This window comes from Polaromonas sp. (assembly GCF_030680935.1).
GTDB lineage: Bacteria > Pseudomonadota > Gammaproteobacteria > Burkholderiales > Burkholderiaceae_C > Polaromonas.
Genome location: NZ_JAUXUP010000047.1, coordinates 21,350 through 36,792 on the forward strand (window position 1 = coordinate 21,350; position 15,443 = coordinate 36,792).

Genomic DNA, 15,443 nt, shown 5'->3' on the forward strand with positions numbered 1-15,443 from the left:
GTCGGCAGCACCGCGGCACTTGTCCCGCATCAAGGAGATTGCGTCCATGCCGGAGCCTGAGACCCTCTTCAATTTTATAATCAGCGAATGTCAGTCTGGGCCTTGGGCATCAACCATACCACCGCACCGCTCGATTTACGCGGGCGGTTTGCGTTCGCCATCGACCAGATCGAGCCAACCCTGAAGGGTTTGCGCGAGTCGCTGGCACGTCAGCCCGAAGCCACCCTGCTGTCTACCTGCAACCGGACCGAAATTTACTGCGCCAGTGACCGGTCAGACCTGGACCACACGCTGGAGTGGCTGGCCCACCGCGGCGGCGTGTCGCCGGCGCTATTGCGATCACATGCCTACGCCCTGGAAGGCGGGCAGGCCGCGCGCCACGCCTTCCGCGTCGCCAGCGGGCTCGATTCCATGGTCTTGGGTGAGCCGCAAATCCTCGGCCAGATGAAGGACGCGGTGCGTGCGGCGGAAGACGCAGGCGCCATGGGAAGCACGCTGCATCAGCTGTTCCAGCGCTCTTTTGCGGTGGCCAAGGAAGTGCGCAGCAGCACCGAGATAGGCGCGCACAGCATCAGCATGGCGGCAGCGTCCGTCCGGCTGGCCGGACAGCTGTTTGAGGATCTCAGCGATATCAAGGTGCTCTTTGTGGGCGCAGGCGAGATGATCGACCTCGCCGCAACCCACTTTGCCGCCAAACACCCCAGATCCATGACGGTGGCCAACCGCACGCTTGAACGCGGGGAAAAACTCGCCAGCCGCTTCGGTGCCGAAGTGATGCGACTGGCGGATTTGCCCAGCCGCCTGCACGAGTTCGATGCCGTCATCAGCTGCACCGCCAGCACGCTGCCCATCATCGGCCTGGGCGCGGTTGAGCGCGCCGTCAAGCTGCGCAAGCACCGCCCCATGTTCATGGTGGACCTGGCCGTGCCGCGCGACATCGAACCCGAGGTCAAGGCCCTGCCCGATATCTACCTTTACACCGTCGATGACCTGGCCCATGTGGTGCAGACCGGCAAGGACAGCCGGCAGGCGGCGGTGGCGCAGGCCGAGGTCATCATCGACGCCGGTGTGCAGAACTTCATGCACTGGCTGGGCCAGCGCCACACGGTGCCGCTGATCCAGCAGCTCAATGCACAGACCGACGAGTGGCGCAGCGCCGAGATCATGCGCGCCAAAAAGCTGCTGGCAAAAGGAGAGTCGGTCGATACCGTGCTGGAAGCACTGTCGCGCGGCCTGACCCAGAAAATGCTGCACGGCGCCCTGGCCGAGTTACATGCCGGCGACGCGGAAAGCCGCGAAGCCACCGCGCAGACCGTGTCCCGGTTGTTTTTACGCGGCAACCTGGCCAGACCGGACAAAGAGCGTTAGCGGCGCTGGCGCCGCCTGAGCGTCAGGCTGATGGCAACCGCAGTGCCGGCCCAGGCTGGACTTTGTCTCCCTCGTTTTGCCTTCGGGCGTTCTCTCCCATGAAACCTTTTCTCCGTCAGACCCTGGACCGCCAGATTTTCCGTCTGCATGAACTCGACGCGCTGCTGTCGGCCAGCGACGTGGTCAGCAACATGGACCGCTTCCGCAGCCTGACGCGCGAGCATGCCGAGCTCAGCATCGTGGTGGGCCAGTACCAGCGCATGACGGCGCGCGAGGCCGATCTGGCCGGCGCGCAGGCGATGCTGGCCGAGGCGAAGGACGACCCGGAAATAGCGGCCATGGCAGAAGAGGAAATCAGCGCCGCGCAGGCCGACATCGCCAGCCTGGACGCGGACCTGCAGCTGATGCTGATCCCCAAGGATCCAGACGACGCGCGCCCGGCTTTTATCGAAATTCGCGCCGGCACCGGCGGCGACGAGTCGGCGCTGTTCGCTGGCGACCTGTTTCGCATGTACACACGTTTTGCCGAGCGCAAGCGCTGGGCGGTGGAGATCGTCAGCGAGTCTTCCAGTGAACTCGGCGGCTACAAGGAGGTGGTGATCCGCGTCGACGGTGCGACCGATCCCATGGGCGTGGGTGTCTACGGCAAGTTGCGTTTTGAATCGGGCGGCCACCGGGTGCAACGCGTGCCGGTCACGGAAACCCAGGGCCGCATCCACACCAGTGCCTGCACGGTGGCGGTGTTGCCCGAGCCGGACGAGGCAGTGGCGATCCAGATCAACCCGTCCGACCTGCGCATCGACACCTACCGCGCCAGCGGCGCGGGTGGCCAGCACATCAACAAGACCGATTCGGCCGTGCGTATCACCCATCTGCCCACCGGCATCGTCGCCGAATGCCAGGAGGGCCGCAGCCAGCACGGCAACAAGGCCCAAGCCATGAAAGTGCTGACCGCACGCATCCATGAAAAAGACCGCTCGGAGCGCGCCGCCAAGGACGCCGCCATGCGCAAGGGCCTGATTGGAAGTGGCGACAGAAGCGACCGGATACGGACCTACAACTTTCCGCAGGGGCGTCTGACCGACCACCGCATCAACCTGACCCTGTACAAGCTGCTGGCCATCATGGAAGGTGACATGGACGATGTGGTCACCGCGCTGCAGGTGGCGCGTGGCGCCGAACTGCTGGCGGAGCTGGAAACGGCCTCCAGCAGCTGAATTGTCCAGAATCACAGATGAAATCGGCTTTCAGCCCTTATGCAGATTGCGCAAGTAGCTCCTTTTTTAATAGCAAATTATGGACAGGGTGTTGGTCTTGAATGGGTTGACCTGCGGCCAGGCGCTGGCCACCGCGCAGGGCCTTGGCCTGGAGCGGCTGGACGCCCAGCTGCTGCTGCTGCATGCCTTGGGCAAACCGGATACCGATCGGGCCTGGTTGCTGGCACACGACACCGACAGCCTGGCCGCCGCAACGTGGCAGCACTTTCATGCGCTGAGCCAGCGACGCGCCAGCGGTGAGCCACTGGCCTACCTCACCGAAGGCAAGGAATTTTTTGGCCTGCCATTACACGTCGATGCGCGTGTGCTGGTGCCGCGTCCGGACACGGAAACCTTGGTGGAATGGGCACTGGACCGGCTCGCGCGCTCTGGCATGCCACCAGCACCCCAGGTGCTGGACCTGGGCACCGGCAGCGGCGCGATTGCGCTGGCGCTGAAAAAAACCGCGCCAGGACTGGATATGACGGCGGTGGATGCCAGTGAGCAGGCCCTGGCGGTGGCCCGCAGCAACGCGGCCCGTCATGGCCTGGCCGTGTCTTTCATCGAGGGCAGCTGGTTCGACAAAGTTGGTGGTCACTTTCACCTGATCGTCAGCAATCCGCCCTATGTGGCGCAGGCCGATCCGCATTTGGCAGCTTTGCGGCATGAGCCCCTGCAGGCCTTGAGCGCCGGGCCGGACGGACTGGACGACATCCGCCAGATCATCACCCAGTCCCCCAGCCACCTGCACCCCCAAGGCTGGCTGTTGCTGGAGCATGGCTACGACCAGGCGGCTGAGGTGTGCAATCTTTTGAGGCAGCACGGTTTTACCGAGGTTCAAAGCCGCGCCGATCTGGCCGGCGTGCTGCGCTGCAGCGGCGGGTGCTGGCAGGGGCTTGGCGGCGCAGGTATAAAAACAGCGGGATAATCCTGTATTGATAAAACGGCGTCAAGCGCCATTTGCTGAACAACATACGCAAGGACCACACATGAACGATACCCAGCAACGTATTGACCAGATCGTCAAATCCAGCGAGGTCGTCCTTTTCATGAAGGGGACAGCCCAATTTCCGATGTGCGGCTTTTCCGGCCGCGCGATTCAGGTGCTCAAAGCCTGCGGCGTGAACAAACCAGCCACCGTGAACGTTCTGGAAGACGAGGAAATCCGCCACGGCATCAAGGAATACAGCAACTGGCCCACCATTCCGCAGCTGTACGTCAAAGGCGAGTTTGTCGGCGGCTCGGACATCATGATGGAGATGTACCAGAACGGCGAACTGCAGCAGGTGCTGGGCACGCCGGAAGCCTGAGCGGGTCCGCCCCGGACCCCGCAACTGTCAGCCGGTGTGGCCCTGGCAGGCACCGGCGTTGACAGCCCCCTTGCACTCACGCTTCAGGCGCGTGGCGCGCTCTTTGGCACTCTCCTGGGAGCCGGGTACAAATTTGACTTTCCCGGGCGGCGCTTTTTTGGCGCTTGAGGCCGTTGCCGCTTTCTTGTCTTTCTTGCTGTCGGCATGCGCGCCTGTGGCGCCAAGCCCCAGTGACAAGACCAGCGCCAGCACAGCGAGCGCCGACCCTGCAAGTGAAGATTGCTTCGTTGTCATGTTGGTCCCTCCACACTGATTGGCCGTCGTGAACGCATGTTCCCGGTCAGCGCATGCAATTATTGCAGCCTGGCGTCGCCATACACCTGGTCATCAGGCGGCGCATCAGCCGGCATGCGAAAGCCTTCACTGGCCCAAGCACCCAGATCCACGTTTTTGCAACGCTCGCTGCAAAAAGGCCGGTAGAGGTTTTCCGACGCATACACGCTGGAGCCGCCACAGGTGGGGCAGACCACCGTTCTGGGGCTTGGCATATCCGCGTTCATTGTGGCGATTCCAGCAAAAAAATCCCTGTGGCCGCGATGTCAGGAACAAAGAGTTAACTCAAAGGCCGCATCGTCGACCGATGGGTGCAGCCGGTCGTCATTTTCCAGCCGCATGAGGCGGACCGAAGCAATCAGGCGGTTGCCACTGATCTCGGGAATCAAACCCAGCGCCGGATCAATCCGCAGACGCAGCAGGTGGAAAGTCCGCCCCTGCGGCAGGGTTTGCTGGTATTGCCCGCCAGCCGCAAGTACCTTCTGGGGCAAGCCGGAATCGCGCAGTAACTTGAGCAGCATGCGCACGGATTCCGCCAGTGGCACCAGGGGGGCAATCCAGCGCTGCAAATCCTGCTGGCGCACGTTCGCCTCAAAGTGCTGCCACGCAAAGTAGGCTGGCAAATCGAACTCGCAGGTTCCACCGGGAATGCCAATGCGGCTGCGTATGCTCATCAGCCAGTCGTTCTCGGTCAGGGATTGCCCGGCTTTTCCAGGCAGACCGTTCAAACCGGCAAAACAGGCGTCCAGCTGGCCGGTCACTTCGTCCAGCACCGCCTCGGAAATCGCCGGGTTGCCGCGGTAGCCATTGAGGATGTGTTTTTGCCGGTCGAGGTCTTTGAGTACATCGGTTTTCAGGTCAGCGCGGGCCGCGACATCCATCACTTCAAAGATCGTGGTGATGGCGAAATGGTGGTCCGTGGAGTGCTCGCGCAAAGCCAGTTCACCCAGCCGGTGGAACAAGTGCTCTAGGCGCAGATAGGTGCGTATGCGTTCGTTGAAGGGATACTCGTAAAGAATCACTGCGATATATCTTTTTCAGCGGATGGATAGTTTGCGCATCATAGCCCGAAGCGCAGGGCCAGTTGCCGCACCATCACCGCCAGCGCAGTCAGCGTAAGAGGCGCCTCGTTGTAGATGCAGACATCTGCCGCAGCCAGGCGCTGCTCCCGTGTCGCCTGAACGGCAAGTACTTGAAGAGCCGCCTCGCGGGCCCACGTGTTACGCGCCATGACGCGACTTACCTGGGTGTCCTCGCTGCAATCAACCACCAGCACCTGATCGAGCTGCTGGCGCCAACGGCCGGACTCCACCAGCAGCGGAATATCGAAAACAATACACGGGCTGGTGGCGCGGTCCGTCTGGCGGGCAGTTTCGGCAGCCACCAGCGGATGCACAATGGCTTCGAGTTTTTTTCTGGCACCCGGATCGGCAAACACCAGCTCACGCATCAGATCGCGGTCCAGTGCCCCCTCGGCATTGACAAAACGCTCCCCAAAGGATGCGGCAATCAGCGGCATGGCCGCTCCGCCTGGCGCGGTCAACCGGCGTGAAATGGCATCGGCATCCACCACCGCCGCGCCGCACTCGGCCAGCAATCCGGCCACCGTGGTTTTGCCACTGCCGATGCCCCCCGTCAGACCCACACGCAGCGCCATTTTTTTCAACTTACAGCCCGACAGCACGAAGTATGGATTGCGGACCGAACACCATGGCCGTCAGGCCAGCGCCAGCCAAAAAGGGACCAAAAGGCACGTAGCCCCCTTCGCGCAGACCGCTGGAAAATTTCATCGCAATACCCACGCCGGCACCAATCACAGAGGCCATCAGAATCATGGGCACCAGCGCGGGCCAGCCCATCCATGCGCCAAGCGCGGCAAAAAGCTTGAAGTCGCCGTACCCCATGCCCTCTTTGCCGGTCACCAGCTTGAAGGCCCAGTACACCAGCCAGAGTGACATGTAGCCCGCAACCGCACCCCACACGGCCTGGCCCAAGGACACCGCCGGGTTCCAGCCCAGGGCGGAAACGACCAGCCCGGCCCACAACAGCGGCAAGGTGATGTCGTCCGGCAAAAGGGTGGTGTCCCAGTCGATCAGTGCAAGCGCGAGCAAGGCGGCGGAAAATCCACACCAGGCCAGCCCGGTGGCGCTCAGCCCCCAGCGCCAGATGCAGAAGAAGAAAAGAGCGCCAGTGACCATCTCAACCACCGGATATCGCCAGCCGAACCTGGTGCCGCAGACGGAACACCGGCCTTTCAGGAAGAGGTAACTCAGGACCGGGATGTTTTCGTACCAGACGATCAGATGTCCGCAGCTTGAACAGCGTGAGCGGGGAACCATCAAATTGAATTTTTCGGCGGCTGGCGGCGCCTCACCAGCAAGCTCGGCGCATTCAGCGGCCCATTGCCGCTCCATCATTTTTGGCAAGCGGTAAATGACCACGTTCAGGAAGCTGCCGACCAGCAAGCCCAGCAGGGCAGCCAGCACAGCATCCAACTCGGCAGGCAACCCGGTCCATCCCCCAGTCATCAAACCACTTGGCCCATCTTGAAGATCGGCAAGTACATCGACACCACAATTCCGCCTATGAGGCCTCCCAGAAACACGATGATGATGGGCTCCATGAGACTGGAAAGGCCGGCCACCATCTCATCAACTTCGGCTTCATAAAAGTCGGCTGCCTTGCCGAGCATATGGTCCACTGAACCGGATTCCTCCCCAATCGCACACATCTGCAGCACCATCGTGGGAAACAGGTTCGCGTTGCCCATGGCCGCCGTGAGGCTGGTGCCAGTGGAGACTTCCTGCTGGATTTTCAGCGTGGCATCGGCGTACAGGGAGTTGCCCGACGCACCACCGACCGAGTCCAGCGCTTCGACCAGCGGCACGCCAGCGGCAAACATCGTGGACAGGGTGCGGGTCCAGCGTGCGATACACGATTTTTCAATCAGGGTACCAAAAATAGGAATTTTCAGCAGGACTCTGTCCATGAAACGCTGCATCTTTTCACTGCGCTGCCACGCTTGCATGAAAAAATACAAGCCGCCACCAATACCTCCGAAAATCAGCCACCAATAAGCCACAAAAAACTCGCTGATCGCCATGACAAACAAGGTAGGCGCCGGCAGATCAGCGCCAAATGAGGAGAAGACGCTCTTGAACGCCGGGATCACGAAAATCATGATCACTGCAACCACCACGCCAGCCACCACCACTACCGACGCCGGGTACATCAAGGCAGACTTGATCTTCGACTTGATGGCCTCGGTTTTTTCCATATAAACCGCGAGGCGGTCGAGCAAGGCCTCCAGAATACCCGCGGCCTCCCCGGCCTCCACCAGGTTGCAATACAGGGCGTTGAAGTACAGCGGGTATTTGCGGAAAGCGGCACTCAAAGAGGTGCCGGTTTCCACGTCGGTACGCACGTCGTTGAGCAACTTGGTCACACTGGCGTTGGGGTTGCCGCGACCGACGATATCGAAGGACTGGAGCAGCGGTACACCGGCCTTCATCATGGTCGCCAGCTGCCGGGTAAATATGGCGATGTCTTTGGGCTTGATGGACTTGCCCGAACGCATGCTGCGTTTTTTGATCTTGGTCGGAAGCACGCCCTGCCGGCGCAAAGCGGCTTTGACCTGGTTTTCTCCCACAGCCCGGGTTTCGCCACGAACCTGTTTGCCGTTGCGGTCCTTGCCCTCCCATTCGAAGACGAATTCCTTGATGCCGGATGTTGCGGTTGCCATATTGCCTTCTTCAAATGCTGATGGATCTGTATCTACATGTTGGTGCAGGCCAGGATTTCTTCAAGCGAAGTCATGCCCAGTTTGACCTTGTGCAAGCCGGCTCCGCGCAGGCTTTTGACGCCTTCCGTTTCTGCCTGCGCAGCGATCTCCAGCGCACTCCCGTCACGCAGGATGATGCGCTGGAGCTCCTCCGTGATAGGCATGACCTGGTAGATGCCAACCCGGCCTTTGTAGCCGTTGTTGCACATCGAGCACCCCACCGGACGGAAAGGTGTCCAGGAACCATCCACGTCTTCTTCCTTGAAACCGGCTTCGAGCAGGGTCTCGCGTGGAATGTCGGCGGGCGCCTTGCATGCGGGGCACAGGCGCCGGGCGAGCCGCTGGGCGGTGATCAGGATCACGCTGGAAGCGATGTTAAAAGGCGCAATGCCCATGTTGCGCAAACGGGTCAGGGTAGCCGGCGCATCGTTCGTGTGCAGAGTGGAAAGCACCAGGTGGCCGGTCTGGGCCGCCTTGATCGATATTTCTGCGGTCTCCAGGTCGCGGATTTCGCCGACCATGATGATGTCGGGGTCCTGCCGCAAAAAGGCTTTCAGGGCAACGGAAAATGTCAGGCCGGCCTTGTCGTTCATGCTGACCTGGTTGACGCCGGGCAAATTGATCTCGGCCGGGTCTTCCGCCGTCGAAATGTTGACGCCGGGTTTGTTCAGAATATTCAGGCAGGTGTAGAGAGACACGGTTTTGCCGGAGCCGGTAGGTCCTGTCACCAGCACCATGCCATAGGGGCGCTGGACCGCGTTGAGCAGACGTTCCTTTTCTACCGGCTCGTAACCCAGCGCATCAATGCCCAGCTTCGCACTGCTCGGGTCGAGGATCCGGATCACGATTTTTTCGCCAAACATCGTGGGCAGGGTGCTGACACGAAAATCGATCACGCGGTCCGGGCCGATTTTCAGCTTCATTTTTCCGTCTTGCGGCACCCGCTTTTCGGAAATATCCATCTTCGAGATGACCTTGATGCGCGACGCCAGCTTTTCCTTGATCGCCACCGGCGGCGACGCAATCTCGCGCAGCTCGCCGTCAACCCGGAACCGCACACGGTAGGTGTGCTCATAGGGCTCGAAGTGCAGGTCAGAGGCGCGCATGCTGAACGCATCCAGCAGCATCTTGTGCAGGAATTTGACGACCGGCGCGTCTTCCACCTCAGAAACGCCGGTGTCATTACTCTCCGTGCTTGCCGCTTCGGCCGTTGACTCGTCAAACTCAAAATCATCGCCAATGATGCTGTCCATTGCCTCCGAAGCAGTGGTAGCCGAAGCTTCCACCATCTTGGACAGTTTGTCGTACTCCGCGATGACCCAGTCGACACCCATCTGGGTGGAAAACTTGATCTTTTCAGCCGCCTCCTGATCCGAGGGGTCGGCGGTGGCCACAATCAAACGATTACTGCGTTTGCTCAGGACAACAATGCGGTAGGCTTGGCAGATTTTGGCATCCAGCAGCCCTTTGGGCAGGCGCTGGGTATCGATGGCCGAGAGATCCAGCAGAGGCGCCGCAAAAGCGGTGGACATGGTGTGTGCCAGATCCGAAGCAGAAACAGCGCCTGAGCCGGTGAGCTCGGCAATAAAGCTGGTACGCCCGCTCTGAGCTTTGCGGAATATGTCTTCGGCCGCTTTCTGCCCCAGCTTGCCGGCAATGACCAAAGCCCTGCCCAAGCCAGGCAAGGCCACGGGTGGGGGCGCGTTGGTAACGGTATCGACAGCTGCCATGGGTTTTGCGAATCTACCTCAAATTGACAAAATTGACATCATCGCCGATAGCGCATGCGGTGTAAATCGAAATGGCGCGGGCAAGGAAGCACGTCGAACCAGAAGCGACCGAAAAAGCAGGAAACGTGAATTTGGTCGGGGTGAGAGGATTCGAACCTCCGGCCTCTACGTCCCGAACGTAGCGCTCTACCAGGCTAAGCTACACCCCGACAGGTGCCCGGTCCGGCGTCAGGAACGACGCTGCAGCAGCTGGGAAGCCAATTGTAGCAATGCCTCGCTGTAGGCATTGCGCCCCAGAACGCTCAGCGCCTGAACGGCGCGCTCTGCCTCCGCCGCGGCAGCTTCCCGAGTGGCCTGCAAGGCGCCAGTCTGCCGCACGATGGCGATGATGTCGGGCAACTGCCCGGTTTGCCCGGCCTCTATGGCCTGGCGTATCAATTGCTGCTCGGCGGGGTTGCCGCGTTGCATCGCGATGATCAGCGGCAAAGTGGCCTTGCCTTCGCGCAGGTCGTCCCCCAGGTTTTTACCCATTTCCGTGGCGTCGCCGTCATAGTCGAGCACATCGTCGATCACCTGAAAGGCCGTGCCCAATGCCTGTCCATAGTCGGCGCAAGCTTGCTCCACCTCAGCAGACGACTGGGCCAGCAAGGCGGCCAGGCGGGCGCTTGCTTCAAACAATTTCGCTGTTTTGGAGCGAATCACGCGCAAATAGCCCTCTTCAGTCAAGCCAGCGTCGTGCATGTTCATCAGCTGCAGCACCTCGCCTTCAGCAATCACGTTGGTCGCTTCGGCCAGGGTTTTCATGATGCGCATGTCGCCAGCATCCACCATCATCTGAAAAGCCCGCGAATATAGAAAATCCCCCACCAATACGCTGGCAGGGTTGCCGAAAGCCGCGTTGGCCGTTGCCCGGCCCCGTCGCAAGGTCGACTCGTCCACTACATCGTCATGCAACAAAGTGGCGGTATGTATGAATTCCACCACAGCTGCAAGGTTGAATCGCTGATCGCCGCGGTAATCCAGCGCGCCGCACATCAGCAGTAGCAAAGCCGGTCGCAAACGCTTGCCGCCAGCTGCCACGATGTACTGGGACACCTGGCTGACCAGTTGTACTTCAGAGCTCAGTCGCCGCGCGATCACCGCATCCATGGCCTGCATGTCGCTGGAAATCAGGGCAAGCGCGGCGGCGGTGCTAGAAGAGTGAGCGGTCAAGGCGGTCCAGACAAGGAAATGCTCTGATTATAGGAAGCGGCGCGGCCTGCCCCGGTTCATGGCCTCGCCGGACTGGCGGAACCACGGTTTTTAAGGCCTCATGCTAGAATGGAAGGCTCTGTGGAAATCCGTCCGCAGAACTCACATAAGAGGTCTTACATGTACGCGGTCATAAAAACCGGTGGCAAACAATACAAGGTTGCTACTGGTGAAAAAATTAAAGTAGAACAGATTGCTGCGGACGTAGGCCAAGAGATCGTTATTGACCAGGTATTGGCTGTCGGAACCGGCAGCACAATCACGGTTGGTACGCCCTTGGTGTCCGGCGCCACTGTTACGGTTACTGTCCTTTCCCAGGGAAGGCACGACAAGGTGCGCATTTTCAAGATGCGTCGTCGCAAGCATTACCAAAAACGCCAGGGTCACCGGCAAAACTTCACTGAACTGCAAATCGGCGCTATCGTCGGTTAAGCACAGAAGGTCCAGGACTCACCAAGGAGTATTGAAAAATGGCACAGAAAAAAGGCGGCGGCTCTACGCGAAACGGGCGCGATTCGCAGCCCAAGATGTTGGGTGTCAAGAAGTTCGGCGGCGAAGTGATCAACGCAGGCAGCATCATTGTGCGCCAGCGCGGCACCAAGTTTCACCCGGGCGTCAATGTCGGCATCGGCAAAGACCACACCCTGTTTGCCCTGGTGGACGGTTCGGTGTCCTTTGCAGTCAAAGGCGCGATGAACAAACACACCGTCAATGTGACCCCGGCGTAAGCTGATCACTTCGATGGCATCGAAGCCCCGCTTGGTCGGGGCTTTGTTGTTTGGGTCCCCGTTGTTTGTAAACTAAGCTCTCTCTCGGCCACACCCAGGCCCCAACCAGAATCCTCATGAAATTTGTTGACGAAGCCTATATTGACATCGCTGCTGGCGATGGCGGGAGTGGCTGCGTCTCCTTCCGCCACGAGAAGTACAAAGAGTTCGGCGGCCCCAATGGTGGCGACGGCGGGCGTGGCGGGCATGTGTATGCGGTGGCTGATGTCAACCTGAACACCCTGGTCGATTTCCGGTTTTCGCGCCGCCATGAGGCCCGCAACGGCGAGCACGGCATGGGCTCGGACATGTTCGGCGCCAAAGGTGATGACGTCATCCTCAAGATGCCAGTCGGCACCATACTCACCGACTCAGAGACCGGCGAGGTACTGTTTGAACTGCTGGTGCCAGGTGAAGAGGTGTTGATAGCCAAGGGCGGCGATGGCGGTTTTGGCAACCTGCGTTTCAAAAGCTCGACCAACCGGGCGCCGCGCAGCAAAACACCGGGCTGGCCCGGTGAGCGCAAAAGCCTCAAGCTGGAGCTCAAGGTACTGGCCGACGTCGGCCTGCTCGGCATGCCCAATGCGGGCAAATCCACCTTCATCACCGCCGTTTCCAACGCGCGGCCACGTATTGCCGACTACCCTTTCACCACCTTGCACCCCAATCTGGGCGTGGTACGGGTGGGCCCGGAGCAGAGTTTTGTGGTTGCCGATTTGCCGGGCCTGATTGAGGGCGCTTCCGAAGGCGCCGGGCTGGGCCACCTGTTTCTGCGGCATCTGCAGCGCACCCGCCTGCTGCTGCACATTGTTGACATGGCACCTTTTGACGACAGCGTAGACCCGGTCGCCCAGGCCAAAGCCATTGTGGGCGAGCTCAAAAAATACGATGCGGCACTTTACGACAAGCCGCGCTGGCTGTTGCTCAACAAGCTCGACATGGTGGACGACGACAAACGCGCCGCGCTGGTCAAGGATTTCGTCAAGCGTTTCAAGTTCAAGGGCCCGGTGTTTGAAATTTCTGCCCTGACGCGCGAAGGCTGCGAGCACCTGGTCAAGACCATTTACCAGCATGTCAAATCAGTCCAGAAAAGCGAGCAGGCGCCGGAAGAGATCGACCCGCGTTTTGCCGAACTGCCTTTAGAGCCGCCAGCAGCCGACTGAACCGCCTGCCAGCCCGCATCGGCCGCTATTTGATTCATAGCTACCCACGCACACCCCCAAAGGGTACGAGCCAAAAAATCACCTGAATATGCAGGAAAAACCAGCTTCCACCGTCCTCCTCAACGCCAAACGCATCGTCGTCAAGGTGGGCTCCAGCCTGGTCACGAATGAGGGGCGTGGGCTGGACGCAGAGGCCATAGGCCAGTGGTGCCAGCAACTGGCTGCGCTGGTTCAAGGCGGCCGTGAGGTGATCATGGTCAGCAGCGGCGCCATCGCCGAGGGCATGAAGCGCCTGGGCTGGGTCACCCGACCCAAAGCCATCCACGAGTTGCAGGCGGCGGCGGCCGTTGGACAAATGGGCCTGGCGCAGGTTTATGAGAGCCAGCTGCGGGAAAACGGCGTCGGCAGCGCGCAGGTGCTGCTGACCCATGCAGACCTGGCCGACCGCGAGCGTTACCTCAACGCCCGCTCCACGCTGCTGAGTCTGCTCCAGTTTGGCGTGGTCCCGGTGATCAATGAAAACGACACCGTGGTCAACGACGAGATCAAGTTTGGCGACAACGACACCCTGGGTGCGCTGGTTGCCAATCTGGTGGATGCTGACGCCCTGATCATCCTGACCGACCAGAAGGGCCTGTTCACCGCCGACCCGCGCAAGGACCCTGAGGCCAGCTTTGTGCATGAGGCCAAGGCTGGCGACCCCTTGCTGGAGGCCATGGCTGGCGGCGCTGGCTCCAGCATTGGCAAGGGCGGCATGATCACCAAAATCCTGGCAGCCAAGCGCGCTGCCGGCTCCGGCGCATCTACCGTGATTGCCTGGGGCCGCGAGCCCCAGGTCCTGATCCGCCTGTCGCAGGGCGAGGCCATTGGTACCTTGCTGGTCGCACAAACCGCCAAGGTACAGGCACGCAAGCAATGGATTGCCGACCATCTACAGGTGCGCGGCGCGGTCACTGTGGATGACGGCGCCGCGGCCAAGGTTCAGAAAGAGGGCAAAAGCCTGCTGCCGATTGGCATGACAGCGGTGGCTGGCGACTTTTCCCGGGGCGATGTGATAGCCGTACGCGCCGGGGACGGCACAGAGCTGGGCCGCGGCCTGGCCAATTATTCCAGCGCTGAAGCCCGGCTGATCTGCCGCAAACCGTCGTCAGAGTTTGAAGGTTTGCTGGGTTATACCGGTGAAGCCGAAATGATTCACCGCACCAACCTGGTCCTTACTGGATGAACCCGTGAGTTTTAAGGCGGTTGACAATTTCATCCACTGATGAAGTCGGGGCGGAGTTGTTGCAGGCCCCGGCCTTCGCAAGTTGTACCGCGTGCCGCGAGGGCATATTGCCAAACAGCGACCGCCACTCAGGCTTGTCCACCGGACGCCAGCCGCCTTCGGCAGAGTGGCGGGCATAGGTTTTGAATTCCCCGCTGGAGCAGCGTATGCCTTCGTACGACACATTACGCACGCCTGTACGACTGGTGGCCACCACTACATAACGAACAATGCCATCGTTGCCAATGCGCAAAGTGGCCGGGTCAACACCATACACCAGAGACGAGCCGGTTGAAACGTCAAACTCCACCAGTTTGCCCACATCAAATGCGGGCGCCGGCGGCACCTCTCCCTCTTTCCAGTCCAGCGCATCGGGATTGAACTGCGACCACACCGAGCACGACAGGCCCAGCAGGCCCGCTGCCACCCAAAATCTAAACGTCATGATTGTCATTCCTGGAAGCGGCCACCTGGTTGATCTGGGCGGTTTGCGGATCGGGCTCAAAGCTGGCCCCTGGTGGTAGCTCGAACGAGGGGCCTGGCATGCCGTGCATAGCCAGGTCTTCAGGGCCTGGCGCGTCGCGCTGACGCATGCCGCCTCGCAGATAGCGGTTGCGGTGATCGGGACGTTGCTCGAAACGGTTGTCAAAGCGCGGCACAAAACGCGACAGCTCGGTCAAGGCCATTTCATACACACCGCGCTTGAACTCCACCACCACATCCAGCGGCACCCAGTAGTCGTTCCAGCGCCAGGCGTCGAACTCCGGGTGGTCGGTGGCGCGCAGGTTCAAGTCCCAGTCGTGACCGACCAGTTGCAGCAGAAACCAGATCTGTTTCTGGCCTTTGTAGTGGCCGCGCGCATCGCGGCGGATAAACCGGTCAGGCACCTCATAACGCAACCAGTCCCGGGTCCGGGCAAGCACCTGCACATGCTGCGGCATCAGCCCCACTTCTTCATGCAGCTCACGGAACATGGCCTGCTCGGGATTTTCGCCCCGGTCAATGCCACCCTGCGGAAACTGCCAGGAGTGGGTTCGAATGCGCTTGCCCCAAAATACCTGACTTCTCTGGTTGAGCAAGATGATGCCGACGTTGGGCCTGAAGCCGTCCCGGTCGAGCATAATCAAACCTCAAATTTTTTTAACTGAGTCCATTATGCACAGCGCAGGCCCCGGCGCCAAGCGCGTGCCACGCCTGCCGCGGCGACTCCTGTCCAGAAC

General features: G+C 60.6%; 18 protein-coding genes and 1 tRNA gene. 8 read left to right on the top strand and 11 right to left on the bottom strand.

The window, feature by feature from the left end:
* Window positions 1-87 precede the first annotated feature (87 nt).
* The 4 genes from hemA (at window position 88) to grxD (ending at window position 3,934) form a co-directional block, all read left to right on the top strand.
* On the top strand, window positions 88-1,368 hold the full coding sequence (gene hemA, locus Q8L50_RS12160) for a glutamyl-tRNA reductase (protein WP_305348894.1): 1,281 nt from the start codon (window positions 88-90) through the stop codon (window positions 1,366-1,368).
* Window positions 1,369-1,466: 98 nt separating this feature from the next.
* Complete coding sequence (gene prfA / locus Q8L50_RS12165) at window positions 1,467-2,585, top strand: peptide chain release factor 1 (protein WP_305348895.1); 1,119 nt, start codon at window positions 1,467-1,469, stop codon at window positions 2,583-2,585.
* Window positions 2,586-2,682: 97 nt separating this feature from the next.
* The gene (prmC, locus tag Q8L50_RS12170) at window positions 2,683-3,552 is read left to right on the top strand and encodes a peptide chain release factor N(5)-glutamine methyltransferase (protein ID WP_305348896.1); all 870 of its coding nucleotides are present in this window, start codon (window positions 2,683-2,685) and stop codon (window positions 3,550-3,552) included.
* 61 nt (window positions 3,553-3,613) lie between these two features.
* Window positions 3,614-3,934: a Grx4 family monothiol glutaredoxin gene (grxD, locus tag Q8L50_RS12175; protein WP_305348897.1), complete on the top strand. Its 321-nt coding sequence runs from the start codon at window positions 3,614-3,616 to the stop codon at window positions 3,932-3,934.
* A 27-nt stretch (window positions 3,935-3,961) separates the two neighbouring features.
* Here grxD and Q8L50_RS12180 read toward each other — a convergent pair whose 3' ends face one another.
* From Q8L50_RS12180 to Q8L50_RS12220, 9 genes are all read right to left on the bottom strand, one after another.
* On the bottom strand, window positions 3,962-4,228 hold the full coding sequence (locus Q8L50_RS12180) for a hypothetical protein (RefSeq protein ID WP_305348898.1): 267 nt from the start codon (window positions 4,226-4,228) through the stop codon (window positions 3,962-3,964).
* Between the two features lie 59 nt (window positions 4,229-4,287).
* Window positions 4,288-4,482: a DNA gyrase inhibitor YacG gene (locus Q8L50_RS12185; protein WP_305348899.1), complete on the bottom strand. Its 195-nt coding sequence runs from the start codon at window positions 4,480-4,482 to the stop codon at window positions 4,288-4,290.
* A 51-nt stretch (window positions 4,483-4,533) separates the two neighbouring features.
* On the bottom strand, window positions 4,534-5,289 hold the full coding sequence (zapD, locus tag Q8L50_RS12190) for a cell division protein ZapD (protein WP_305348900.1): 756 nt from the start codon (window positions 5,287-5,289) through the stop codon (window positions 4,534-4,536).
* A gap of 38 nt (window positions 5,290-5,327) precedes the next feature.
* Window positions 5,328-5,924, bottom strand: coding sequence for a dephospho-CoA kinase (gene coaE / locus Q8L50_RS12195; protein ID WP_305348901.1), 597 nt, complete (start codon window positions 5,922-5,924; stop codon window positions 5,328-5,330).
* 10 nt (window positions 5,925-5,934) lie between these two features.
* Window positions 5,935-6,795, bottom strand: a complete 861-nt coding sequence (locus tag Q8L50_RS12200) for an A24 family peptidase (RefSeq protein WP_305348902.1) — start codon at window positions 6,793-6,795, stop codon at window positions 5,935-5,937.
* A complete protein-coding gene (locus Q8L50_RS12205; protein WP_305348903.1) occupies window positions 6,795-8,009 on the bottom strand; it encodes a type II secretion system F family protein in 1,215 nt (404 codons plus the stop codon). The genes Q8L50_RS12200 and Q8L50_RS12205 overlap by 1 nt, the downstream gene beginning before the upstream one ends.
* Window positions 8,010-8,041: 32 nt before the next feature.
* Window positions 8,042-9,778 carry a type IV-A pilus assembly ATPase PilB gene (gene pilB, locus Q8L50_RS12210; RefSeq protein ID WP_305348904.1) on the bottom strand — a complete coding sequence of 579 codons (1,737 nt, stop codon included), beginning with the start codon at window positions 9,776-9,778 and terminating at the stop codon, window positions 8,042-8,044.
* Between the two features lie 132 nt (window positions 9,779-9,910).
* A tRNA-Pro gene (locus Q8L50_RS12215) sits at window positions 9,911-9,987 on the bottom strand.
* A gap of 19 nt (window positions 9,988-10,006) precedes the next feature.
* The gene (locus Q8L50_RS12220; RefSeq protein ID WP_305348905.1) at window positions 10,007-10,990 is read right to left on the bottom strand and encodes a polyprenyl synthetase family protein; all 984 of its coding nucleotides are present in this window, start codon (window positions 10,988-10,990) and stop codon (window positions 10,007-10,009) included.
* Between the two features lie 159 nt (window positions 10,991-11,149).
* Between Q8L50_RS12220 and rplU the strand changes: the two genes are divergently transcribed.
* The 4 genes from rplU (at window position 11,150) to proB (ending at window position 14,184) form a co-directional block, all read left to right on the top strand.
* Window positions 11,150-11,461 carry a 50S ribosomal protein L21 gene (rplU, locus tag Q8L50_RS12225; RefSeq protein ID WP_077593996.1) on the top strand — a complete coding sequence of 104 codons (312 nt, stop codon included), beginning with the start codon at window positions 11,150-11,152 and terminating at the stop codon, window positions 11,459-11,461.
* 38 nt (window positions 11,462-11,499) lie between these two features.
* Window positions 11,500-11,757, top strand: a complete 258-nt coding sequence (gene rpmA, locus Q8L50_RS12230; RefSeq protein ID WP_305348906.1) for a 50S ribosomal protein L27 — start codon at window positions 11,500-11,502, stop codon at window positions 11,755-11,757.
* Window positions 11,758-11,873: 116 nt separating this feature from the next.
* Window positions 11,874-12,959, top strand: coding sequence for an Obg family GTPase CgtA (gene cgtA / locus Q8L50_RS12235; RefSeq protein ID WP_305348907.1), 1,086 nt, complete (start codon window positions 11,874-11,876; stop codon window positions 12,957-12,959).
* An 88-nt stretch (window positions 12,960-13,047) separates the two neighbouring features.
* Entirely contained in the window at window positions 13,048-14,184 is a 1,137-nt protein-coding gene (gene proB, locus Q8L50_RS12240; RefSeq protein WP_305348908.1) for a glutamate 5-kinase, read from the top strand.
* Here proB and Q8L50_RS12245 read toward each other — a convergent pair.
* The gene (locus tag Q8L50_RS12245; protein ID WP_305348909.1) at window positions 14,174-14,668 is read right to left on the bottom strand and encodes a CNP1-like family protein; all 495 of its coding nucleotides are present in this window, start codon (window positions 14,666-14,668) and stop codon (window positions 14,174-14,176) included. The genes proB and Q8L50_RS12245 overlap by 11 nt on opposite strands.
* Window positions 14,658-15,344, bottom strand: coding sequence for an RNA pyrophosphohydrolase (locus tag Q8L50_RS12250; protein WP_305349026.1), 687 nt, complete (start codon window positions 15,342-15,344; stop codon window positions 14,658-14,660). Before Q8L50_RS12250 ends, Q8L50_RS12245 begins: the two co-directional genes overlap by 11 nt.
* Window positions 15,345-15,443: the final 99 nt, after the last annotated feature.

Excerpts from the sequence above, each read along its gene's own strand:
- rplU (WP_077593996.1), top strand. The coding sequence starts at position 11,150 with ATGTACGCGGTCATAAAAACCGGTGGCAAACAATACAAGGTTGCTACT.
- coaE (WP_305348901.1), bottom strand. The coding sequence starts at position 5,924 with ATGGCGCTGCGTGTGGGTCTGACGGGGGGCATCGGCAGTGGCAAAACC.
- Q8L50_RS12180 (WP_305348898.1), bottom strand. The coding sequence starts at position 4,228 with ATGACAACGAAGCAATCTTCACTTGCAGGGTCGGCGCTCGCTGTGCTG.
- Q8L50_RS12250 (WP_305349026.1), bottom strand. The coding sequence starts at position 15,344 with ATGCTCGACCGGGACGGCTTCAGGCCCAACGTCGGCATCATCTTGCTC.
- Q8L50_RS12205 (WP_305348903.1), bottom strand. The coding sequence starts at position 8,009 with ATGGCAACCGCAACATCCGGCATCAAGGAATTCGTCTTCGAATGGGAG.
- grxD (WP_305348897.1), top strand. The coding sequence starts at position 3,614 with ATGAACGATACCCAGCAACGTATTGACCAGATCGTCAAATCCAGCGAG.
- cgtA (WP_305348907.1), top strand. The coding sequence starts at position 11,874 with ATGAAATTTGTTGACGAAGCCTATATTGACATCGCTGCTGGCGATGGC.
- pilB (WP_305348904.1), bottom strand. The coding sequence starts at position 9,778 with ATGGCAGCTGTCGATACCGTTACCAACGCGCCCCCACCCGTGGCCTTG.
- proB (WP_305348908.1), top strand. The coding sequence starts at position 13,048 with ATGCAGGAAAAACCAGCTTCCACCGTCCTCCTCAACGCCAAACGCATC.
- hemA (WP_305348894.1), top strand. The coding sequence starts at position 88 with ATGTCAGTCTGGGCCTTGGGCATCAACCATACCACCGCACCGCTCGAT.
- prfA (WP_305348895.1), top strand. The coding sequence starts at position 1,467 with ATGAAACCTTTTCTCCGTCAGACCCTGGACCGCCAGATTTTCCGTCTG.
- rpmA (WP_305348906.1), top strand. The coding sequence starts at position 11,500 with ATGGCACAGAAAAAAGGCGGCGGCTCTACGCGAAACGGGCGCGATTCG.
- Q8L50_RS12200 (WP_305348902.1), bottom strand. The coding sequence starts at position 6,795 with ATGACTGGGGGATGGACCGGGTTGCCTGCCGAGTTGGATGCTGTGCTG.
- Q8L50_RS12245 (WP_305348909.1), bottom strand. The coding sequence starts at position 14,668 with ATGACGTTTAGATTTTGGGTGGCAGCGGGCCTGCTGGGCCTGTCGTGC.
- Q8L50_RS12185 (WP_305348899.1), bottom strand. The coding sequence starts at position 4,482 with ATGCCAAGCCCCAGAACGGTGGTCTGCCCCACCTGTGGCGGCTCCAGC.